21 protein-coding genes, 1 pseudogene and 2 riboswitches are annotated in these 23,128 nt (G+C 34.9%); of the genes and pseudogenes, 20 read left to right on the top strand and 2 right to left on the bottom strand.

The genetic code is table 11. The features are described 5' to 3' along the window. Positions 1-63: 63 nt before the first annotated feature. A riboswitch (molybdenum cofactor riboswitch) is annotated at positions 64-185 on the top strand. A 77-nt stretch (positions 186-262) separates the two neighbouring features. The 15 genes from GM661_RS13450 to GM661_RS13380 all read left to right on the top strand — a co-directional run bounded on the left by GM661_RS13450 (position 263) and on the right by GM661_RS13380 (position 16,027). Further along, positions 263-1,084 (top strand): substrate-binding domain-containing protein, encoded by an 822-nt coding sequence (locus GM661_RS13450; protein WP_230867300.1) that lies wholly within the window; start codon positions 263-265, stop codon positions 1,082-1,084. Between the two features lie 165 nt (positions 1,085-1,249). Next, complete coding sequence (locus tag GM661_RS13445) at positions 1,250-1,942, top strand: ABC transporter permease (protein ID WP_230867299.1); 693 nt, start codon at positions 1,250-1,252, stop codon at positions 1,940-1,942. Further along, positions 1,942-2,643, top strand: coding sequence for an energy-coupling factor ABC transporter ATP-binding protein (locus tag GM661_RS13440; RefSeq protein WP_230867298.1), 702 nt, complete (start codon positions 1,942-1,944; stop codon positions 2,641-2,643). Before GM661_RS13445 ends, GM661_RS13440 begins: the two co-directional genes overlap by 1 nt. A 19-nt stretch (positions 2,644-2,662) precedes the next feature. Then, positions 2,663-3,895, top strand: a complete 1,233-nt coding sequence (locus tag GM661_RS13435) for a molybdopterin molybdotransferase MoeA (protein WP_230867297.1) — start codon at positions 2,663-2,665, stop codon at positions 3,893-3,895. Positions 3,896-3,949: 54 nt separating this feature from the next. After that, the gene (locus GM661_RS13430; protein ID WP_230867296.1) at positions 3,950-5,854 is read left to right on the top strand and encodes a molybdopterin biosynthesis protein; all 1,905 of its coding nucleotides are present in this window, start codon (positions 3,950-3,952) and stop codon (positions 5,852-5,854) included. Then, the gene (moaA, locus tag GM661_RS13425) at positions 5,847-6,830 is read left to right on the top strand and encodes a GTP 3',8-cyclase MoaA (protein ID WP_230867295.1); all 984 of its coding nucleotides are present in this window, start codon (positions 5,847-5,849) and stop codon (positions 6,828-6,830) included. Before GM661_RS13430 ends, moaA begins: the two co-directional genes overlap by 8 nt. A 3-nt stretch (positions 6,831-6,833) precedes the next feature. Continuing rightward, positions 6,834-7,754 (top strand): cyclic pyranopterin monophosphate synthase MoaC, encoded by a 921-nt coding sequence (gene moaC, locus GM661_RS19040; protein ID WP_330165218.1) that lies wholly within the window; start codon positions 6,834-6,836, stop codon positions 7,752-7,754. Next, positions 7,747-8,238 carry a MogA/MoaB family molybdenum cofactor biosynthesis protein gene (locus tag GM661_RS13415; RefSeq protein ID WP_230867294.1) on the top strand — a complete coding sequence of 164 codons (492 nt, stop codon included), beginning with the start codon at positions 7,747-7,749 and terminating at the stop codon, positions 8,236-8,238. Before moaC ends, GM661_RS13415 begins: the two co-directional genes overlap by 8 nt. A 36-nt stretch (positions 8,239-8,274) precedes the next feature. Next, positions 8,275-8,760, top strand: coding sequence for a molybdopterin-guanine dinucleotide biosynthesis protein B (mobB, locus tag GM661_RS13410; RefSeq protein WP_230867293.1), 486 nt, complete (start codon positions 8,275-8,277; stop codon positions 8,758-8,760). 499 nt (positions 8,761-9,259) lie between these two features. Further along, the gene (locus GM661_RS13405; protein ID WP_230867292.1) at positions 9,260-9,709 is read left to right on the top strand and encodes a hypothetical protein; all 450 of its coding nucleotides are present in this window, start codon (positions 9,260-9,262) and stop codon (positions 9,707-9,709) included. 122 nt (positions 9,710-9,831) lie between these two features. Then, positions 9,832-9,935, top strand: a riboswitch (purine riboswitch). Positions 9,936-10,137: 202 nt separating this feature from the next. Further along, positions 10,138-11,367, top strand: a complete 1,230-nt coding sequence (locus GM661_RS13400) for a hypothetical protein (protein WP_230867291.1) — start codon at positions 10,138-10,140, stop codon at positions 11,365-11,367. Between the two features lie 39 nt (positions 11,368-11,406). After that, on the top strand, positions 11,407-12,402 hold the full coding sequence (locus GM661_RS13395) for a BMP family lipoprotein (RefSeq protein WP_230867290.1): 996 nt from the start codon (positions 11,407-11,409) through the stop codon (positions 12,400-12,402). 92 nt (positions 12,403-12,494) lie between these two features. Further along, positions 12,495-14,024 carry an ABC transporter ATP-binding protein gene (locus GM661_RS13390; protein ID WP_230867289.1) on the top strand — a complete coding sequence of 510 codons (1,530 nt, stop codon included), beginning with the start codon at positions 12,495-12,497 and terminating at the stop codon, positions 14,022-14,024. After that, positions 14,011-15,096: an ABC transporter permease gene (locus GM661_RS13385; RefSeq protein ID WP_230867288.1), complete on the top strand. Its 1,086-nt coding sequence runs from the start codon at positions 14,011-14,013 to the stop codon at positions 15,094-15,096. Before GM661_RS13390 ends, GM661_RS13385 begins: the two co-directional genes overlap by 14 nt. Beyond that, on the top strand, positions 15,089-16,027 hold the full coding sequence (locus tag GM661_RS13380) for an ABC transporter permease (protein WP_230867287.1): 939 nt from the start codon (positions 15,089-15,091) through the stop codon (positions 16,025-16,027). The genes GM661_RS13385 and GM661_RS13380 overlap by 8 nt, the downstream gene beginning before the upstream one ends. 119 nt (positions 16,028-16,146) lie before the next feature. Here the strand turns inward: GM661_RS13380 and GM661_RS13375 are convergent, their stop codons facing one another. Both GM661_RS13375 and GM661_RS13370 read right to left on the bottom strand, forming a co-directional pair. Then, the gene (locus tag GM661_RS13375) at positions 16,147-16,521 is read right to left on the bottom strand and encodes a PqqD family protein (protein WP_230867286.1); all 375 of its coding nucleotides are present in this window, start codon (positions 16,519-16,521) and stop codon (positions 16,147-16,149) included. Between the two features lie 71 nt (positions 16,522-16,592). Next, positions 16,593-18,542, bottom strand: a complete 1,950-nt coding sequence (locus GM661_RS13370; protein WP_230867285.1) for an OPT family oligopeptide transporter — start codon at positions 18,540-18,542, stop codon at positions 16,593-16,595. Between the two features lie 706 nt (positions 18,543-19,248). On the opposite strand from GM661_RS13370, the gene GM661_RS13365 reads away from it, so the two are divergent. From GM661_RS13365 to GM661_RS13350, 5 genes and pseudogenes are all read left to right on the top strand, one after another. Next, the gene (locus tag GM661_RS13365) at positions 19,249-20,103 is read left to right on the top strand and encodes a damage-control phosphatase ARMT1 family protein (protein WP_230867284.1); all 855 of its coding nucleotides are present in this window, start codon (positions 19,249-19,251) and stop codon (positions 20,101-20,103) included. Positions 20,104-20,648: 545 nt separating this feature from the next. After that, a complete protein-coding gene (locus GM661_RS13360) occupies positions 20,649-20,855 on the top strand; it encodes a hypothetical protein (protein ID WP_230867283.1) in 207 nt (68 codons plus the stop codon). A gap of 65 nt (positions 20,856-20,920) precedes the next feature. Next, positions 20,921-21,148 (top strand): annotated as a pseudogene (locus GM661_RS19230) (GNAT family N-acetyltransferase); the annotation flags it as partial. Between the two features lie 478 nt (positions 21,149-21,626). Continuing rightward, positions 21,627-22,145: a hypothetical protein gene (locus GM661_RS13355; RefSeq protein ID WP_230867282.1), complete on the top strand. Its 519-nt coding sequence runs from the start codon at positions 21,627-21,629 to the stop codon at positions 22,143-22,145. 67 nt (positions 22,146-22,212) lie between these two features. Then, on the top strand, positions 22,213-23,007 hold the full coding sequence (locus GM661_RS13350; RefSeq protein ID WP_230867281.1) for a DUF4198 domain-containing protein: 795 nt from the start codon (positions 22,213-22,215) through the stop codon (positions 23,005-23,007). Positions 23,008-23,128: the final 121 nt, after the last annotated feature.

Here is a 23,128-nt window from a genome sequence, read left to right as displayed (position 1 = left end):
GTTATAATTTTGATAGATAATTGCTAATTTTCAAATTATAATTTACTATAATTTGTAATAAAATAATATATTTATCTTCGAACTATTTTACCTAAGGATAAAATTCTAAGGTGGTTTAGTCGTTTGGGTTAACAGGGAAACCTTTCAGCCTCCCGTGTTTGGAAAGAAGATATAAATTAAGGATTGATATCTGCTTTCCGTTAGGTATTGGTCCTTATTTTTTTATAATTTAATAATCTAGCTAAGGGGATGATTTATAATTATGTCAAAGAAAAGAATGACACTTGTATTTGTACTTGTCTGTTTAATGGCTTTAGTTGTTGTAGGGTATGTTAGTGGTGTTAAAGACCAAAGATTAATTATGGCTACAACCACCAGTACCGATAATTCTGGTTTGTTAGACCAATTAATTCCTGCTTTTGAAAAGGGTAGAAATATTAGAGTGGATGTAGTTGCTGTTGGCACAGGGAAGGCTTTAGAGTTAGGTAGAAATGGAGATGCAGATGTATTATTAGTACATGCCAAATCGGCAGAATTGGAATTTATTGATAATGGTTATGGGGTTAACCGGCAGGAAGTAATGTATAATGACTTTATAGTTCTTGGACCTAAAGATGACCCGGCTAATATTAAAGGCAATTCAGATGCTTTAGCAGTATTCAAAAAGATTGCTGCAGCAGAAGCGGCCTTTGTCTCCCGTGGTGATGATTCTGGAACCAATAAGAAAGAATTAAGTATCTGGAAAGAAGCCGGGATTGAACCTCAGGGTAGTTGGTATCAGGAGACCGGCCAGGGAATGGGAGCCAGTTTGACAATTGCTAATGAAAAACAGGCTTATATTCTGGCTGACCGCGGCACTTATTTAGCTTATAAAGATAAGATTGAGTTAGAAATTTTATCTGAAGGAGACCCACTATTTTTTAATCTTTATGGTGTAATGGCTGTTAATCCAGAAAAACATGAAGGAATTAACTATGATGGAGCAATGGAATTTATTGAATTTATAATGTCTAAAAAGGGACAGGAAATTATTAGAGATTTTACGGTTTCTGGAGAAAGATTGTTTAATCCACTTAACTTGTAATAGATAGAGTGGAGAGTAATAGAGGTTAGTGGTAGAGTATTAGGGACAAAGGCAGAGGTGAAAACAATCATTTTAGTCTGAAACTCTAATACTCTATCTCTCTATTACTCTAATTAAAGCTATTTACACGTTACTAGTCACTGTTTTTAGAAAGGGAGAGTTCTAGTGGAATATATTCTAATAGGGATAAAGAATGCTCTGGAATTAATTTTAACTATGGACCAGGAAGTTATGCAAATTGCAGTATTATCAATAACCACTTCTTTAATCTCTTCTTTAATAGCTTCAATTATAGGTATCCCAATTGGATTTTTAATTGGACATTATGACTTTAAGGGAAAACGGATTATTATAACTATTTTAAATACGTTATTGAGTTTACCAACAGTAGTTATAGGAATATTATTATTTGCTTTTGTTTCCAGACGAGGTCCTTTAGGTGACCTGGAATTACTTTTTACTTCAAAAGGAATTATTATCGGACAAATTATCCTGGCTTTACCTATTATCGCCACTTTAACACTCAATACAGTTAAAGATTCTGAAAGTCAGGTAGTTGTTACAGCATTATCTTTAGGAGCCTCACAACAACAGGCAGTCTTAATGTTATTAAAGGAGATCAAGTTTGGAGTCCTGGGGGCAGTTATTACTGGTTTTGGCCGGGTAATAGGTGAAGTAGGAGTTTCCATGATGATTGGTGGTAATATTAAAAGGGTAACCAGAACTTTAACTACTGCTATTGCTTTAGAAACCAGTAAAGGTGAATTTGGTTTTGGAATTGCTTTAGGAATTATTCTTATGTCTATCTCACTAATAATTAATTTTGTATTACACCACTTTCAGGCAGGTGGAGCCTGATGACAGAATTACTGGTGGGAAAAGATATTATAAAGTATTATGGAAAGGAAAAAGTTTTAGATATAAGTGAGATAACCATAAAGCAAGGTAGTATTATGGTACTAATGGGTCCAAATGGAAGTGGAAAGACAACTTTAATTAAAATATTAAGTCAATTAGAGGAAAAAAATACCGGAGAAATATATTATCAAGGTGATAAGATAAATAAAAAGGATAGTTTAAAGATGCGCCGCAAGATAGGGTTTATCTGGCAGAAACCTTTATTATATAGAGGCTCTGTTTATGATAATATAGCTCTGGGGTTAAAATATAGAAAGATGGGAAAAACTGATATTCAAAGACGGGTTAATCAAGTTTTAGCAAGGTTAAAGATAACTGACTTGAAAGATAAAGAAGCTAAAAAATTATCTGGCGGTGAACAGCAGAAGGTGTCTATTGCCAGAACTTTAATAACTGAACCCGGGCTAATCTTTATTGATGAGCCTAATACAAGTCTTGATGTAGAGAGTATAGCTTTAATTGAAGAGATTATCAAAGAAGAAGTAAAAAAGGGAGTGGGTATTGTATTAGTTACCCATAATTTTTATCAGGCAAAAAATCTGGCAGATGAGATAATACTTTTAAGAAAAGGAAAGATAGTTGCTCAAGGGGAAGAACAGGAAATATTTGTAAAACAAGAGGAATTATTGAAGTATTTATAATGTTTGAAGGAGTGGTCTGATGTCAGAATTGTTCCAATTAGTTGAAATAGACAAAATTCCCGATTTTTTTGAAGGAAAATTAGCTGTTAATTTAGCAACAGAGAAAATAAATATTACAAAGGCAAAAGCCAGAGTTTTAGCCAGAGATATTATTAGCCAGATAGATTTACCTCCGTTTTCCAGATCGACAATGGATGGCTTTGCTGTGAAGGCGATAGATACCTTTGGTGCTTCTGAATCAATGCCTGTTTATCTAGACCTGGTTGGAGAGATATTAATGGGTGAGGAAGCTGAACAGGAGATTAAGGCAGGACAGGCAATTAAGATTGCAACTGGTGGTATGTTACCTAAAGGTGCAGATGCGGTGGTAATGGTAGAATATACAGAGACCCTTGGAGAAGATATGATTGAGGTCTTTAAGTCAGTAGCCAGTAGAGAAAATATAGTTGTAAAAGGAGAGGATATAGACCAGGAGAGCCTCCTATTAAAACAGGGACATTTATTACGAGCTCAGGATATAGGGGCTTTAGCTGGAATTGGTATTACAGAAGTAGAGGTTTTTGTTAAGCCTGTTGTTACAGTTTTTTCTACTGGAGATGAATTAGTAGCACCTGAAGAAAGTCCTAAATTAGGCCAAATCAGGGATATAAATACCTATCTGGTTGGTAGTCTAGTAGAAGAAACCGGGGGAACAGTAAATTATGGTGGTATTATTGCAGATAATAAAGAAGAACTAAAAAACAAGATTGGAGCAAGTTTGAAAAATAGTGATTTAGTTATTTTATCTGGGGGTAGTTCTGTTGGAACTAAAGATTTAACTATTGAAGTTTTAAATGAATTAGGGGAGCCGGGAGTACTGGTTCATGGAATTAGTATTAAGCCTGGAAAACCTACTATTTTGGCTTTAATTGGTGATACTCCTGTGATTGGATTGCCTGGTCATCCTGCTTCAGCAATGACTGTTTTAAAAATTGTAGGAACACCTATTATTCAAAAATTAGCTGGACAGGAGCTTAATCAATTTCAAGGTAGTGTATCTGCTAAATTAAGTCGTAATCTAGCTTCCGATAAAGGGAGAGAAGAATATATAAGAGTTAAGTTAGTAAAAGAGAACAACCAATTATGGGCTTATCCTATTTTAGGTAAATCAAGTTTAATTACTACTATGGTTGAAGCTGATGGTTTAGTTAAGATTGATTTAGGTAAAGAAGGCCTGGATCAAGGAGAAGAGGTTCAGGTTTTATTATTTTAAGCAGATAAATATTAAGTTAAAGCTAGATTTCAGGTTTAAATGGGAGGGTATAAAATGACCAGAAATATATATTTAAATAATGTATCTGTAGAGGAAGCAAAAAAGAAATGGTATTCTGCATTAGAGTTAAAGAGGGCAACGGAAAAGATAGATATTAGAGATGCTTTAGATAGAATAACAGCTGAACCGATAGTAGCTAAGGTTTCTGCTCCTCATTACCATGCTTCGGCCATGGATGGAATTGCTGTTAAAGCTGAAAAGACAGCAGGAGCATCAGAGAAAAACCCGATTAAGTTAGAAAAGGATAAAGATTATCAAATGATCGATACAGGAGATCCCATTCCTGAAGTGTTTAATGCTGTAATTATGATTGAAGATGTAAATAGAATCAGTGAAGAGATAGTTGAAATTGAAAAAGGAGCTACTCCCTGGCAGCATGTACGAACAGTAGGAGAAAGCTTAGTGAAAGGAGAGTTAATTTTACCTGCTAATCATCAAATATCTCCCTATGATATTGGATTAGTATTAGACGGAGGAGTTATTGAAGTTAAGGTTTATAGTCAGCCTCAAGTTCAGATTATTCCCACTGGTACTGAGTTGGTTGAACCAGGTGCTTCTTTAAAGCCCGGTAATATTATTGAATTTAATTCTCAGGTTTTAGCTAAACTTGTGCAAAAATGGGGTGGAAAAGCTGTCAGGAAGAAAATTATTCCTGATAATTATCAGGAAATTAAAGCAGAAGTCAGTAGAGCAGTAGCTGAGATGGATTTAGTAGTAGTTACAGCTGGTTCTTCTGCTGGAAGTGAGGATTATACAGCACAAATTCTAGCTGAATTAGGTGAAGTATTTGTCCATGGAGTTAGTATGAAGCCAGGTGGACCGGTTATTTTAGCCAGGATAGGTAATACACCTGTAATTGGAGTACCAGGTTATCCTGTAGCAGCAGCTTTGACTTTTAGATTATTTGCCCGGTCAGTGATTTATAAGTTAGCAGGAAAAGTAGAAGAAGAAGAAGATAGAAAAGTAAAAGCTAAAATAGTTAGTAAGGTTCTTTCCAGTTTAGGGTTTAGAGAGTTTTTAAGGGTTAAATTGTCTGAGCTAGATGGTGAAGTTGTTGCCACTCCGTTAGCTAGATCATCAGGGGTAATGGGCTCATTAGTAGAAGCTGATGGTTTAGTGGCTATTTCTGAGTTTAGTGAGGGATTAAATAGTAAGGAAGAGGTAGAGGTAGAATTATTAAAGGATAGAGTTAGAGCAGAAAAAACTTTACTAAGTGCTGGAAGTAATGATTTAACTCTGGATATATTAAAAGATGAATTGGCGGGAACAGGCTTTGATTTTATAACAAAATCTACAGGCAGTTTAGGAGGATTAACAGCCTTAAAAAGAAGAGAGACTCATCTGGCAGGGACTCATTTACTTGATCCAGAAACAGGGGAATATAATTTTTCTTATCTGAAGAATTTATTTAAAAATAGAGAGATTATGCTGGTTAATCTAGTTTACCGGGAACAGGGATTAATGTTTAGAAAGGATAATTCTAAAAAGATTCAGGGTTTTGAAGATCTGGCTAAAGAAGACCTGTTATTTATTAATCGTCAGCGTGGGGCAGGTACCAGAGTATTACTGGATTATATGTTAAAGGAGAAAGGCATTAATCCAGAACAGATTAATGGCTATGATCGGATAGAGTATACTCATATGACTTTAGCAGCAGCTATAGCCAGTGGAGGAGCAGATACTGGACTGGGAATTTTAGCGGCAGCCCAGGCTTTTGACCTTGATTTTATTCCTATAGCAAAAGAGAGATATGACCTGGCAATACCTAGAGAGTATTGGGAGGATGAGAGGATTCAGGTATTGTTAAAGGTGCTTCGCAGTGATGAGTTTAAGGAGAGGGTTAATAAATTATCTGGGTATGATACTTCTAAGACGGGTCAGGTGATAAAACATGAGTAAACTTATAGATACCTGTGGTCGTAAGATAGATTATTTAAGGATTTCTGTAACCGATAGATGTAATTTGCGCTGTTATTATTGTATGCCTCCTGAAGGGGTTGAATTTAAAGATCATATTGAAATATTGAGATATGAAGAGATAATTAAAGTAGTGAAAACAGGAGTAAAGCTGGGGATAAAAAAAATTAGATTGACAGGGGGAGAGCCTCTGGTAAGGCCCCAGATTGTTAAACTGGTTAGAATGTTAAATAAGATACCAGAGATTGAAGATATATCTTTAACGACAAATGGAATTTTATTGGAGAAATATGCAGAGGGATTATTAGCTGCTGGTCTGGATAGGGTAAATATTAGTTTAGATACTTTACAGGCTGATAAATTTAAAAAAATTACAGGATTTGATAACCATCACCAGGTTATCTCTGGGATTGAAACTGCCTTAAAACTAGGATTAAAACCAGTTAAAATCAATGTAGTTTTAATGAAAGGTATTAATGATAATGAGGTATTTGATTTTATTAATTTAACTAAAGAAGCTTCATTGCATGTTAGATTTATTGAATTTATGCCTGCTGGTAATAATAGTGCTAAACAGGATGATAGATATTTAGGAATTGATGAATTGAAGGAAAGAATCAGCAGAAAAGAAAAGCTATTACCCATTAGATTTAGCCAGGGAAATGGACCAGCAGCTTATTATAAAGTACCAGGGTTTTTAGGTACCATTGGGTTTATTACCCCGATCAGTAATCATTTTTGTAGTAGTTGTAACCGTCTAAGATTGACAGCAACCGGACAGTTACGACCCTGTTTAACTAGTGACCAGGAGTATGATTTGAAGGGCATCTTAAGAGATAGTAAAGATACCAGCAAGTTAAAAGAGGTCTTTATTAAGGCTATTAAAAGAAAACCAGAAGAGCATCAAATGTATCAAGCAGATTGTTTTAGCAAGAATATGTCACAGATAGGAGGGTAAAGGATGGAAAGATTAAGTCATTTTGATGAAGAAGGTAGATCAAGAATGGTGGATGTTAGTGATAAATCAGAGACTAAACGGGTAGCAATTGCTAAAGGAGAGGTTAAGGTTGCCCCTGGAACTCTGGCTCTAATTAAGGAACATAAACTGGCCAAGGGGGATGTGTTAGAAGTAGCCAGAGTAGCAGGAATCATGGGAGTAAAAAGGACTCCAGACTTAATTCCTATGTGCCATCCTTTATTAATTAGCGGGATAGATCTAAAATTCAATATCAGAGACGCTGAATCAATTATAGAGATTGTTGCAATTGTTAAAATAACTGGCAAGACAGGGGTTGAAATGGAGGCTTTAACTGCCGTGGCAGTTGCTGGCCTAACTATTTATGATATGTGTAAAGCAGTTGATAAAGGAATAGAGATTGGGGAGATAAAATTGCTTAAAAAAAGTGGAGGAAAGAGTGGAATTTATTTATCTGATGAATTAAAAGGAGAGGTTATTGCTGTCTGTAGGAGTGAGAAGAAAGGTGTGGCCAAAAAGGAGATAGCTGAAGGTTATTTAGTAGAAGGTCATGGTCTGGAGGACGATGCTCATGCTGGAGATTGGCACCGGCAGATTAGTTTATTAGGTCAAGAGGATATAGATGAGATGAAGGCCCTGGGGTTAGAGTTAGAGCTAGGTGCTTTTGGTGAAAATATAGTAACTAAAGGTCTTAAGTTATATAATATACCGATAGGGACAAAATTAAAGATAGGTGAAGAAATCTTATTAGAGGTTACCCAGATTGGAAAAGAATGTCATGACCGTTGTAATATTTATCATCAAGTTGGTGATTGCATTATGCCTAAACGGGGTATTTTTGCTAAGGTTCTACAGGGAGGAAAGTTACAAAGTGGAACTAAAATTGAGGTGTTGTTAGATGATTAGGGTAGGAATCTTGACTTTAAGTGATACTGGCGCAGCCGGGCAGCGAGAAGATAAGAGTGGTCCATTAATACAGAAAATTATTTCAAAAAATGGTGGGCAGGTTGATTATTATCAAGTTATTCCTGATGATCAGGAGCAGATTGCTGCTGAGTTGATCAAGATGACTGATGATTTAGGTTTAAACTTGATTTTGACTACTGGAGGTACAGGGTTGGCCCCCAGAGATGTTACTCCGGAAGCTACCAGAGAAGTGATTGATAGGGAAGTACCGGGAATAGCAGAGACAATAAGATTAGAAAGTTTAAAGAAAACTCCTAAAGCGATGTTGTCTAGAGGGGTATCAGGTGTAAGAAAAGAAACACTAATTATTAACTTGCCAGGTAGTCCTAAAGCAGTAGAAGAATGCCTTGAAGTTGTGCTGCCAGTACTGTCCCATGCAATTGAACTTATAAAAAATGAAGTAACTAATTGTGCGCGGGAATGATGTTTATATAATTATAGCTAAAAAAGGCGGGATAAAATGATACCTATAGTTTCAATAGTTGGTTGGACTAATTCGGGAAAAACAACTTTTATAACAAAACTAATACCTGTCTTGAAAAGTAGAGGTTATAGAATTGCAACCATAAAACACAATGCCCATAAATTTGAGATAGATAAGGAAGGTAAAGATAGTTGGAGACACAGGCAAGCTGGAGCAGAAACAGTTATATTAACCTGTAAAGAGAAAATAGCAGTGGTTAAAGAAATTGAAGAAGAAGTAGTATTAGAAGAATTAGTTAGTCGATATATAGACCAGGAGATTGATTTAGTCATTGTGGAGGGATATAAAACTGGTTCAGTTCCTAAAATAGAGGTTTTTAGGCCGGATTTATATGAGCAACCGGTTTTTGTAGAAGACGAGGTTTTGACCAGAATAATAAATAGGGAAGAAGATTTAGCAGAACTGTATGAAGACCAGTTAGCAGAGATTGTGATGTTGATTGAAAATAAAATTTTAAAATAATGTTATTTTTATATTATTAAAAACTAATATTTGTCTATACAGAATGTGAGATTAATAAAAGTTAATATAAAACATTTAAAAGTATAATTCCTTTTAAAAAGGACTATACTTTTTTTTATTAAAAACTATCCACATTGTCCGGGATATATACTTTAGTCCATTATATAGGTTTTGAGAGATTCATATGATTGAGGTAATATTAAATAGAAGGAAATAAATGGATTGTTCCCATGTTTCTTGAGAAAAGGTTAGATCTTGCATGGCTTATACAAGATGGGCATAAAGAGACTAATTTCTATGAGGAGACAGATGTTTTCCATTAGGGAAGTACATGACACGAGGAACTTTCCATTGTCACCTTTTATAATATTTCATTCTGCGTAATTACAACACTTAATATGACAAACAAAACGTCTCCACAACACGATGAACAAATGTTCTTGATTTTTTTAGTTTTTCTGTGTATACTGGTTATATATTATATATGGGGGGGATTGAATTGAGATGTCCTGAATGTTATAGTGAAGAGTCGAGGGCTACACCATTAAGGGGGGCTGAAGACTGTCTTAGAAATCACCGGCAATATATCTGTTCTGTCTGTGGCCGGCATGTTTGTATTGATTTAAAAGGGAAGAGGAGAGCCAGGTGTTTTTTTCCTTTTAGCAGCCTGGAGGATGCTTTGTTGTATTTGAAATGTGCTGAAATTATCAGTGGGAGCAGCTGTAATATTTATGAAATTACTGATAAGAAATCAGGTAGAAAGTCATTTAAGATATATCCAGATCTGGGAGAACTAAAAGATTATTTAAAGAAAAATAAACAAAAATATTGTGATACTATGGAACCAGTCTTTATTTCTAAAGGTCATCAGCCAGTTGAAGAGGGGCAGATAAAATACCTTAGTGGAGAGGAAATAGAAAGCTATCTAGAAGAAATGAAAAGTATTTAACACAGGGAGGGCTACCTAGTGATAAAGGATAGAAATAAGTTTATAGAATTTTTATGAAATGAAAAAAGAGATCTAAATCATGATAAATAATTGACATAGATATTACAATGATTTATAATTACAATGTAAAATTAAATAAATCTCGTATAATTGTGAAGATATGGTTCACGAGTTTCTACCCGGTTAACCGTAAATTAACTGGACTACGGGGAAGGTACCTGGGATTCCGCTTATAAAAAGGTCTGGTCTGAGTGGCAGAGGTCTTATATTAACATAAAAACGTAATTCTACGCCGGAAGGATAAAAGCCTGAACAGGTAAATTCCTCATTTTTGAAAGAAAGGGATTTATCATGTGCAGGCTATTTTTGGTTTTAAGATAAATAGCAGACATAAGGAATTTTATATTTAAAAACTAAGGAGTGAGAAAATGCGCTTTCAAACTAAAACTACTAAACTTATTTTAATTTTAGTGTTTATCTTTTCTTTTAATGTGTTTGCTTCAGCTAATTCTATCATTGAGGAAACCTTATTAGTTTATTTCGATGATATAGGAATAATTGAGAAGGATTTATTTATTAATGAAGAAGAGCTGACAGAAACTGAATTTAATAAATGGCTTAATATTGTTTTAAATTATAATGAAGGATTAACAAAGGCATCATTAGACAAAAATGCAACTTTAACTTATAATGAGGCTTCAGTTTATTTACTGGAGGCTATTAATCAGCAAGAATTTGTTTATACTTATCTAGAAGAAACAAATGATATGCGTAAATACTGGCAAGCAGCAAAGATAGTTGATATTTTCGCTAGATTAGATCATAAACCAGAACCTGATGATATAGTTAATAAGATAAATGGATTGAAACTTATATATACTGCTATGGACAGGCTAGGTCTTACATATGACCTGCCAGTTGAGCTACAGGATCCCAAAGTTTATGGAAAAACTAATAAGATCTTAAGTCAAATACATACTAAAAATCTTATACAAACCGATACCAGAAATTTGTACAGTGTTGGTAATAAAGGTTTGTTAGAAATCACTGATGGGACATTTACAGGTTATACTATTAAAGACCTGTCAGAAAGGGCTATGCTGGATTATTCAAAAACAATACGTTATGGTCATTCTTCTTTTCCTCATTTATTTCAACTTATTTCCCTGCTGAGAAGAGAGGAGTTTAATGCCAGGATAGCTGTTGAAGGACGAATCTCTTCATATATTCATTTGTTAAAAGAATGGGGGCAGCCGCCGGCTTATGTAGACACAACAGCGATTAGTGATGAAAAATGTATAGTACATGCTAAAGAATATGACTTATTAATTGAATTTCCATCATTAGCTGAAAAAGAAGCTTTTGCTGCTGTAATACAAAAATATGCCCAAAAAGAGGTTGAGAATCAACCAGGACTTATAAAAAATTCCTGGTTTGTACCTTTATATACCTCTACTACACCACTGCCAGGTTTTGTGAAAGTTTCAGAAATACGGGGTAAAATAAATGGATATGCTATTATATCATATGCACTTGACAGTGTAGCCCAGAAACTTAAAGGACAGTTGGAAGATTATAATCCAGTAGTTGATTTTGAAGTAAATGATATCTGGATAAATGAATCCTTTTTAAGTTATCTAGATTCAAGTATGGAATAGAATAGTTCATTAATCTAAAAATCTGAGGAGGAATTTATAATGTTTAAAAAATATTTGTTAGGTATAGTCTTAGTAGGTTTGTTGGTGTCGGTTTTTATTGGTAGTGGAGCTGTCCAGGCTGAAGGAAGAGTGGCGATTGTTTTTGCAACTGGTGGTCTTGGGGACAAGGCATTTAATGATTCAGCATATGAAGGTATGAAGCTGGCCAAAGAAAAATACAGAATTGAATTTGAGCAGGCTGAACCGACTGCTATTGCTGAATATGAAACATATCTGACCCAATTTGCTGTTTCCAGGAGATATGATTTGATTATTTCTATTGGTTTTGACCAGGCTGATGCCTTAACTAATGTTGCTTCCAGATTCCCGGAGCAGAAATTTGCTCTAATTGATTCGGTAGTAGATAAACCTAATGTGGCTTCATATGTATACCAGGAAAATGAAAGGGGTTTTCTATTGGGAGTAGCTTCTGCTTTAATGACTACTAAAACAGATGATCCCAGGATAAATGCAGCTAAAAAGATTGGTGTTATTGGGGGTATGAAGATACCTTTAATTGATGCTAACATTGCCGGGTTTATAGCAGGAGCTAAATATGTTGATCCTGAAGTAGAAGTTATGCATTCTTATGTTGGTAGTTGGGCTGATCCTGCCAAAGGTAAAGAGCTTACCCTGTCAATGATTGAAAAGGGTGTAGATATTATCTGGGGAGCAGCCGGTCGGTCAGGATTAGGAGTAATCAAGGCAGCTGAAGAAGAAAATTGTTATGGCCTCGGTGCTGATTCTGATCAGAGTTATCTTGCTCCAGAAAATGTTTTAACAAATGGTATGAAATTAGTTAATAACACAGTTTTAATTGCTATTGAAGAGGTTATTAATGATAGTTTCTCTGCAGGAACCCATGTCCTTGGTGTTAAAGATGGTGCACTGGGTTATACAGACAGTTTATTACCAGCTGATGTAATTGCAAAAGTAGAAGAAGTTAAGGTAAAGGTTATTAACTCAGAGATTGAGATTCCAGATACTGTTGAGTAAAATGATTTTATGGTAAATAGGGATATAGAGGTTTAATAGGGGCAGGCTACCTTGCCCCTAATATTTATTTAACCTTAAGGAAGGGATTAGCTATGAATGCTGTTGAACTAAAAAACATTACTAAAACCTTTGGTAAAAAATATGCTAATGAGGGGATTAATTTAGCCGTTCAGGAAGGTGAAGTTCACTGTCTTCTTGGGGAAAATGGGGCTGGAAAGACAACTTTAATGAAAATCCTGTTTGGTCTATATAGTAAAGACAGTGGTAGTATTTATATTAAAGGTAAAAAGGTTGAGATAGAAGAACCTCGCCAGGCAATTGAGCTGGGGATAGGTATGATCCACCAGCATTTTATGCTGGTAGACCGGTTAACTGTAACTGAAAATATTATTGCCGGTGATGAACCGAAACATGGATTATTTATTGATAGAACTGAAGCAAAACAAAGGGTAGAAAATTTATCCCAGAGGTTTAATTTAAAGGTAGACCCTGAAGCCAGGATAGAAAATATATCAATAGGTGAACAGCAGAGAGTTGAAATCTTAAAGGCGCTTTATCGTCAGGCTGAGATATTAATTCTTGATGAACCAACTGCTGTTTTAACCCCTCAGGAGACCAAAGAACTGTTTAATGTGATGAGAGAATTAAAAAGAGCTGGCAAGACAATTATCTTTATTACCCATAAATTAAAAGAAACAATAGCAATCTCAGATAGAATTACTATCTTAAGGAATGGCAAAAAGGTAGGTACTGTTAATACTGCTGATACCAATCCAAATCAACTAGCCAGGATGATGGTTGGTCGTGAAGTAGTTTTAAAGGTATTTAGAAATAAGCGGGGTAATAGTAAACCTATTTTTAAGGTAGAGGGATTGTCATTAAATAATAAAAAAAGCAATCTTACCCTGGCTGATGTGAGTTTTACCATAGAGCAGGGGGAAATTCTGGGTGTAGCTGGAGTTGAGGGAAATGGCCAATTAGAATTAGAAGAAGCTTTAATGGGGCTTAGAACAATTGAGCAAGGTAAGATATTGTTTCGTGGCAAAGATATAACTACTCTGAAGACAAAGGAGAAAAGAAGGTCAGGGATGGCCTATATTCCTTCTGACCGTTTAAAACGTGGTTTAATTGAAAATTTTAACATAGAAAGAAATTTAATTCTCGGTAGTGAGTGGTCTACTCCTTTTGCTAAAAAGGGTTTTCTAAATAAAAATATGATTAAAAAATATAGTAATAAAATTATTGAACAATTTGATATTAGGTGTTCAAGTAGTAAAGACCTGGTAGGTAATCTCTCCGGGGGTAATCAGCAGAAGTTAATAATAGCTAGAGAATTAGATCAGAACCCAGGTTTTATTTTAGCCTCACAACCCACCCGGGGGGTTGATGTAGGTGCCATTGAATATATCCATAACCTTCTTCTGGAGATGAGGGATAAAGGGAAGGGTATTTTGCTTATTTCTGCTGAGTTAGATGAACTTCGTTCTTTAAGTGATCGGATTATAGTCATCTATGAAGGGAAAATAGTATCTGAAGGAAAAACAGAAGAATTTTCAGAAGAAGATTTAGGTCTATTAATGGCAGGCCACCGATTGGAGGGTAATAAGGATGGCATTAATTAATAAATTATATACAAAGATGAAAGAGAATTCCTGGTTAGCCAATCTGACTTATTCCTTTCTGGCTATTGTGATGGCACTGATAATTGGAGCAATTTTAATACATATTTCCGGCCATAATGTCTGGCAGGCTTATTATTATCTTTTTTATGGTGCCTTTGGAAATTCCTATAACCTGGCTCAAACCCTTCTTAAAACAACACCATTGATCTTTACCGGCCTGGCTGTTGCTATTGGCTTTCAAAGTGGTCTTTTTAATATAGGGGGAGAGGGGCAGCTGTACTGGGGGGCTTTTGTAACTGCTATTGTTGCTATTGCTTTTTCTGCTCTGCCCGGAGTGATATTGATACCACTTTCGCTAGTTAGTGGAGCTCTGGCTGGAGGACTCTGGAGTATTATCCCTGGTTATCTCAAAGCTAAAACAGGGGCCCATGAGGTGATTACTACAATTATGTTTAATTATATTGGTATTCTAGCAACTAGCTTTTTATTAAAAAATTATTTTAAAGCAGATGGTCCAGTAGACCAGACCAGGATGATTCCAGAATCAGCTGGTTTAAAGGAGCTTATTCCATATACCAGGTTGACCTGGGCTATTATACTGGGTGTATTTATAATATTTATTGTTGATTATCTCTTAAAAAATACTTCTTTAGGCTTTGATTTACAGGCAGTAGGATATAATCCTGCTGCTGCTGAATATGCTGGTATCTCGGCAGAGTGGATTTTAGTAATAACAATGGGCTTAAGTGGGGCTATTGCTGGTCTGGCAGGTAGTACTATGGTTCTGGGTGTTTTACACCGTTTTATTACCAATTTTTCTCCTGGCTATGGTTTTACCGGGATTGCTGTAGCGGTTCTGGGAAGAAATAAACCCTGGGGTGTGCTGGCGGCTGCTTTGTTATTTGGTGCCCTGGAAGCAGGGGGGATGTCCATGCAACTTTTTGCTAAAATTCCACAGGACCTGATGACTATTGTTCAGGGATTGGTTATACTCTTTGTTGCTGCTCCAGCTTTTATTCAGATTATTACTAGATTTTCTGTTGGAGGGAAAGGGGCTGGTTTAAATGAATGAGATCATTACTTCAATTTTTAGTCTTAATACTACAGCGGCGGCTATAAGGATGACTACACCGCTGGCCCTGGCGGCCATGGGCGGTACTTTTTCCGAAAGGTCAGGTATTGTTAATATCGGCCTAGAGGGTATGATTCTCTCTGGTGCTTTTGCTGGTGTTCTGGGTTCATTTTATACAGGAAACCCCTGGATAGGGGTATTGTTAGCCGCTGTTGCTGGTGGTTTAATGGCAGCCCTTTTTGCTATTTTTACTATTAAATATAAAGCAAATCATGTGGTAACAGGTGTTGGCTTAAATATTCTAGCTCTGGGAGCTACTACCTGGTTGATGCAGGTTTTATGGGGAAGTCGTGGTAGTTCACCAACTGTGAAGGGTCTTGGGGAAATTTCACTACCATTACTAAAAGATATTCCTGTTATTGATAGATTATTAGGTAGCCAATCTCCCCTTGTTTATCTTATGTTTATTTTAGTTGTTGCTGGCTGGATTTTGTTATTTAAAACACCTCTTGGTTTAAGGATAAGAATGACCGGAGAACATCCGGAAGCCGCTGATACACTGGGGATAGATACTAAGAAGATACAGTATTTTAGTGTAATTTTAAGTGGAGCTTTATCAGGTCTTGGTGGAGCCTATCTTTCTCTGGGGCAGCTTAACTGGTTTAGTATGAATATGTCAGCAGGAAGAGGATACATGGCACTGGCTGCCAATACTTTTGGTCAGTGGAATCCACTGGGAGGCCTGGGAGCAAGTTTTCTCTTTTCCTTTACCGATGCAGTACAGATGAGGTTACAGGGGCTAAATCTGGGAATAGCCAATGAGATTATTCAAATGTTACCCTATCTTTTAACTGTAATTGTACTGGCTGGAGCAGTTGTTCGTTCGCGTCCACCTCAAGCTCTGGGAGAACACTATGAATCGGGTAAATAAGCAGGATTCTCCAAATACTCTCTATAAATACAAAAACCTCAGCTAAAAATGCTGAGGTTTTAAGGTCCCTGAAAAGAAATAATAAAATACCTAAAATTGTTTTTAGCAAAAAAATTACCTCAAATATTACTATTTTTTTTTGAATATAATTTAATAAGACCATTATTCTTTAATACTCTCATGAAAGTAATTAATCTTTCTTCAACCGGAGAATATTTTTCAAAATCTTGCTTTCTTAATATATCAGTAATTTTACCGATAGTTTTCTGACCATCAATATTTTCCCAGACAAAACCACCTAATTTATCAAACTCAAGAGTGGTCTGTTTAGGAATATTAAATATCTTTTGCAATAATTTATCTATCCATTTGTTTCTTTTTATAATCAATATTATATTACCATCTTCATCTTTTTTCCATTCTATGTTTTCTTTTCTTTCAGGTATCATCTCAAAAATATTTCCTTTTAATTTCTTATTAACTAAGGAAGCCATTTATTAACCACCTCAAATATAATATGAACTGTCCCGGAATTAATGTCCGGAACAGCATTATTAATTTCTTTTTAGACAGATAAATTAGTATTGTCTTCTAATGAGTTATTTTTGCTCAAAATAGAATTATAAATTAGTGTAATCACAACAAGAGCAAAGAAAATTAAACCCCAGATAGGGCCTAGTGCCGTTGTTTTAAATCCAAAACTAATTTCAGCATATGCAAAGATAGCAAGGATAACCCCCATGACAGCATCTCCAGCAATCAGACCCGAGGCATATAATACTCCTCTTTCCCGTTTCTGTGCAAAAGCTGCTTTATTTTTATCTTTCTGTCTGTCAAGGATGCCTCTAATTATACCACCAACCATAATAGGTGTTGTAAGATGAATTGGCAGGTAAAGTCCGACTGCAAATGGTAGTGAACCTATCCCGAATAATTCAACAATCAGGGCTGTAAAAGCACCAACGAATATAAGTGACCAGGGTAAGGTGCCTTTCATAACACCCTCCACAACCATCGACATTAAAGTGGCCTGTGGTGCGGCTAATTCCTTTGAACCAATGGTATAGGCACCATGCAGTAAAAGAAGAACATAGCCTATAGCCAGGGCAGAAATAAGCACACCAAGCATTTCACCTATCTGCTGTTTCTTTGGAGTAGCTCCGACAAGAAAACCTGTTTTTAAGTCCTGAGATGTATCACCAGCTACTGCAATAGCAATGCAGACAATTGCACCTACACTTAAAGCAGCAACCATGCCTGTTTCACCGCTCCAGCCAAGGGCCTTAAAAAGGGCTGTAGTAAAGAGCAAGGTTGCAATGGTCATTCCTGAAGCTGGATTGGAAGAACTACCTACAATACCAACAATCCTGGAAGATACGGTTACAAAGAAAAAACCAAAAATGAGAACGAAAATGGCGCCCCAGATACCTACTGGAATTTGTGGCATGATAGCAATCAAAATGATTATTGCTACTGCAATCAAAAGAACCGATTTTATAGAAAGATCTTCAGTAGTCCGTTTCTTTTCAATGTTAATATCTTCAGCTAATCCAGAAAGAGCAGCTTTAAATGAACTCCAGATAGTAGGTAATGCTTTGATTAGACTAATTACACCACCAAGGGCAACAGCACCAGCTCCAATATACCTGATATAATTATCCCAGATACCCCAGAATCCTAATTGAGAGATAGGTACTTCAGCTGGAAATATAACTGTACCTGAATTAGCTCCAAGTAAAGCAATAATTGGTATCAATACCAACCACCCCATGATACCACCTGAAAGCATCAAAGCAGAAATTTTGGGACCAATAATAAAACCTACACCAAGTAAAGAAGGTAAAACATCCATTCCAACAGCAGCACCTTTTACTCCAGGAATAGACCATTCTACACTTGTCGGCCAGATATTAAAGCCTTTTGCTTCAGCTAAAATCTTATATAGTGCACCAGCTCCCAGGCCGGCGAAAACTGTTTTAGTACCTACACCACCTTTTTCCCCAGCTACCAGAACCTCTGCACAGGCAGTTCCCTCTGGATATGGTAGTTTGCCATGTTCCCCAACAATTAAATGTTTACGAAGGGGAATCATAAATAAAACACCAACCATACCGCCTAAAAGGGCCATCAGAAACATCTTAAAGATACTGGGGTCCATTCCCCAAATTATTAAAGCAGGAATAGTAAAGATAACACCAGCAGCCACTGATTCTCCGGCAGAACTGATTGTTTGCACCATGTTATTTTCTAAAATAGAATTCTTTTTTAGTATTCCGCGGATTACACCCATAGAAACGACAGCTGCAGGAACGGAAGCTGTAACGGTCATCCCTACTTTAAGACCGAGATAAGCATTTGCCGCCCCAAAAATAACAGTCATAATTATACCAAGTATAACAGAAGTTAACGTGAATTCCGGCATAACCTTCTCTGCAGCAATATAAGGTTGATACTCTTCACCAGGTATTGCTTCATAAGCGTTTGAATCTAAACCTTTAATTTCTTTATCTACCATCATTATACCTCCATATTTGATTTTGTTACAGCCTCTTTTGTAATACAGGAAACTAGTAATAAAAATATACATAGGTATGTTTCCTATATACTAAGAAATTTGAACAATTAATTTCTTTTACCCCCCTTTATATATTTTTATAGATAGCTTGTATGAATAATTTTTGCAAAAAAAAAGACTGTAATAAATGCAAAAAATATTCCAAAAATCTTTTAAAGACCAAAATTCTAATAATGATATTCGATCATTTTATATTAAAGCAATTCCATAAACACGAATATCAAGGTTTTTTATATCGTAATATTATGGCATAGATTTACTTTTTATTATATGATACTTTTATTATATCAATGGTTTATGATGAATTCAAGGTTGAATGTTAATCAGGACTATCTGTATTTATTTATTCTCAATAAAAGTTGCTTTTTTCTACTGCATAATATATTTTTGATTTTAAAAAAGGTTAAAATTCAGATATTTTGGGATTATATTTAAGGTAGTAGAGGATATAAATGATAATTCTATTAAGGGAAATAGAGCTAATGTTGAGCCAGCTAAACTAAAATAGTAAACAACAGCCAATTATTATTGACATATGATTAAAAAGAGAATATAATAAACTCTCAGTTTTTAATGTTTAACTTTGGTAAGGCATTATTTTCTATATAGATGTTTTATATTAAATTAGTAAAGTGGAGGGAATTAAATGCAGTTAGAATTTGATTGTATACCCTGTATTTATCGACAGGTGCTTGAAGCTAGTAGGATGGTTACTGATGATCAAGAACTTATTAGAGAAATATTAAATGAATTTTCCAGGATGATCCCTGAGCTTGAGTCAGATTTGTCAGCACCAGTACTGGTCAGTAGAATACAAGATTATCTTAAAGAGGTAAGTGGAAAAAAAGATCCTTATTACAAATTTAAAGAGGCAAATTTGAAATTAGCCTTAAATCACTACTCTGATGTCGAAAAAAATATAGTTAATGCTGAGGATCTATTGCTGGCAGCATTGATTATTTCTGCCATGGGGAATTCAATAGATGCAGGAGTTAGTCTAAAGGTAGATATAGCAGGCAATCTTGCCAGGGCGGTAGAATATGGCTTTAAATATAGTGATTATCAACATTTTAAAAAAGAAGTGGAGAAAGCTGACAGGCTTTTAATTATTGCTGATAATACAGGAGAGGCGGTTTTTGATAGATTACTAATTAGGGAGTTAGATAAATTTGAGCTAGAAATTATTTATGCTGTCAGGGATAAGCCTATTTTAAATGATGTGACCTTAAAAGAAGCTAGACAGCTTGGTATTGACAAGCTCTGCCAGCTGATTTCCAGTGGTTGTGACACCCCAGGGACAGTAATGGAAAGGGCAAGTGAAGAGTTTCTTAATGTTTTTTCAGAGGCAGATATAGTTATAAGTAAAGGACAGGGGAATTTGGAAGGACTCATGGGGACGAGTCGACCAATTTATTATCTATTAAAGATTAAATGTGATTTGATAGCCAGTAGATTAGACTCAGGAATGGCCGAAGGTGATTTTATATTTAAGTTAATGTAAAATAGCTGCTTATTTACAATATATTTCTTAGTTGATATTTTGAATATTAAGTCTACCCACAGGGGTAGGCTTCTTAGTGTATAAAAATATAAAATGATTGATTAGTAATTATAAGAGAGTATTAGAGATATAGATGAATTTTCCTAGGGATATAATTAAAGCTAATTCAGCAAGAGAAATTATAGATCCTTGTCTTCATGCTACTTTAGGAAGTCATTTAATTCTTAATTTTTTTGGTTCTGTCAACAAAGTATTAGTACTATTGGATTTTGATAGAATACTTGCTGAATCCAAGTTAAATAAAAATAAAAGTCTATTTGGTAAAATTAGTATTTACAATTTTTTCTTTATGTTGTATAATAATTAATAGGAATATATCCATAATTATACAATAATTGAAAGAGGGATTAAATTTAATACTGAATTATATGCATAAGGATTGATAATAGTATGGGGGTTGAAATGTTAGTTGATTTATATTAAAGAAAGGAAATAATATATTGAAGTAACACTAAAGAAAAATATTAAATTGAAGGATGATGAAAATGTATAAAAAAGAAAATTTAAATTATAATTTGAGAACTTGTTTTACAAAAGAAGATCTTGATTTAATTAGTTGTATGCATGATGACTCATATTTTAGTGAATATGGATTTGATAAGACATTTGGAAAAAAAGTTAAAAATTCCCTTTACCAATTTGATAAAAAATTTACTCAAGGGAAAGATAATTTATTTATTGCAGAATTTTAAAAAAAAATAATTGGTTCTATTGGTGTAATTGGTAAATCAAATTTTGAAGCCGTCTTAGATGGGTTCTTGTAGATGAACAATATCGTAATAATGGTATCGGAAAATGTTTGCTTAATGAAGCAGTTATGTTTTGCAAAGAAAGTAATTATAAAAGAGTTTTTCTTATAACTTTTGATGTATTAGCTGTAGCTTCTAAGTTATATACTTCTTTTGGTTTTCAAAAAGTAAAGGAAAAACAAGTTTTTTTGTTTGGAAAAAATCTTATTGAACAATGCTTTGAATTATATTTGTAAGGTTTTTCTTTCTGCAATATTCATGTAGACAAGAGCACTTCTTGATAAAAAGGGTTATTCTAAGAAAGATTGCAAGAAATTGCAAAATAAGACAAGCAAAAATCAACTTTAATAGTAGGTGATGATGTTTCAAAAATATATATTAATTATTAATGAGGATTAGTAAGCTGATTAAGTTTAATTGACTATATTCGCTGAATAAAGCAAAATTATCATTTGACACTTGCAGAAAAGAATAATAAAATAAAGTTGTGTTGAAAATGAGATTTATTCTCACTAGTTTTTGTTTTTAGGAATGCCTAAGCGACAAAATATTTTTTTAGCAATAAATTAGGATTGCCTAAAAGTCTTGCCTGGATAATGTGTAGAAAAAATGAATAATTTCTAGAGTCGGGGGTGATATAGAAAAATTAGGAATATAGCTAGCTGGAATTATATGATGTCAGGAAAAATATTTAAAACAAAGGAGTGTAAATGAATGTTTAAAAAATTACTTGTGTTTTCTTTTTTCTTTGTCATGGGAATTGTAATTGCTGTACCGGTTAGTGCCCATACACCAATGTTATATGTAGAAGATTATGGTGACGGTACTATTTATTTAGAAGGTGGATTTTCCGATGGTTCATCTGCTTCTGGTACAGAAATTTTGCTGGTAGAAGACAAAGACTTTGATAATGATACTGCTGTAAGGGATAAATACCTTGAGTTCATTTTTAACAGTGTTAATTTTGAAGAACTTGCTGATACATATTTAAAAATAGCTGAAGAAAATGGAGCTAAAATAGAGGGTAATAAAGTAGCAGATTTTAGTAAGCTGGAAGCAGAATTATTAGAAGGCAAATTAATAATCTTTAAAAGTCAGTTAGATGATTTTAGCAGTCTTAATCTCCCCAAACCAGAAGGTTCTTATCTGGTTGTCTTTAATGCGGGGCCTGGGCATACAGTTGTAAAAAAAGGTGCTGTTTTAACAGAAGATGAAAAGGCCTTACTGGAATAGATAAATTTAATGCTAATTATTGATTATGTCAAAAGTAAGTAAACTAAATTTAAAGGGGAATGATGTTATGATGCAAAATGCAAGGAAATTATCAGTTTTAATGATGGCGCTGGTCTTAATGGCTTTTGGAATGGTTTCTACTGCTTCTGCTCACTTTCAGATGATTTTACCATCTGATGACCTTATTAATGAGGGGGAAGACTCAGAGATTGATATTCAGTTGATTTTTACTCATCCGGCTGAGGCCTCACACACCATGGATATGGAAAAACCAGTTTCATTTGCTGTTTTAAATAAGGGTAGAAAAAAGGATTTAACAGATACCCTTAATTCCTTTACATATTTTGGAGGAAAGGCCTGGGAGACATCTTATAATATCAGGGGCTTCGGTGATTTTGTTTTTTATCTTGAACCTGCACCATATTATGAAAAAATGGAAGATGGTTATATTACACAGATAACTAAGGTGGTAGTTAATAATCTGGGTATGCCTACAGACTGGGATGCTGAACTGGGCTTAAAAGCGGAAATAGTACCTCTAAATAAACCTTATGGTCTCTGGACAGGTAATGTTTTTCAGGGAATAGTTAAAATGGATGGTGAGCCAGTTCCTTATGCCGAAATAGAGGTTGAAAGACTAAATGCACCTGCTTTTAGTGGTTTGGTAGGTGAAGGTCAGGAATTCCCATCTGATGCCCATATAACTCAGGTGGTCAGAGCTGATGAGAATGGTGTTTTCACCTTTGGTATTCCTAAAGAAGGCTGGTGGGGTTTTGCTGCTCTGATGGAGGGTGAAGAAATTAATGGTAAAGGACATGAAGTTGGTGCTGTAATGTGGATTAAGGCTTATGACATGAATTAAAAGAGCTATGCTGCAGAGAGGATTAATGTTTCCCCTCTCTGCCTTAAAATAAATATTTATTGTTGCAATAAATTTAGAAAACAAGTTTTGATTAACCGAAATAAACATCTTTCTTAATAAT

Source organism: Iocasia fonsfrigidae, assembly GCF_017751145.1.
Taxonomy (GTDB): domain Bacteria; phylum Bacillota; class Halanaerobiia; order Halanaerobiales; family DTU029; genus Iocasia; species Iocasia fonsfrigidae.
Note: the sequence above shows the minus strand (reverse complement) of the source record. Positions and strands in the feature narration are given on the sequence as shown.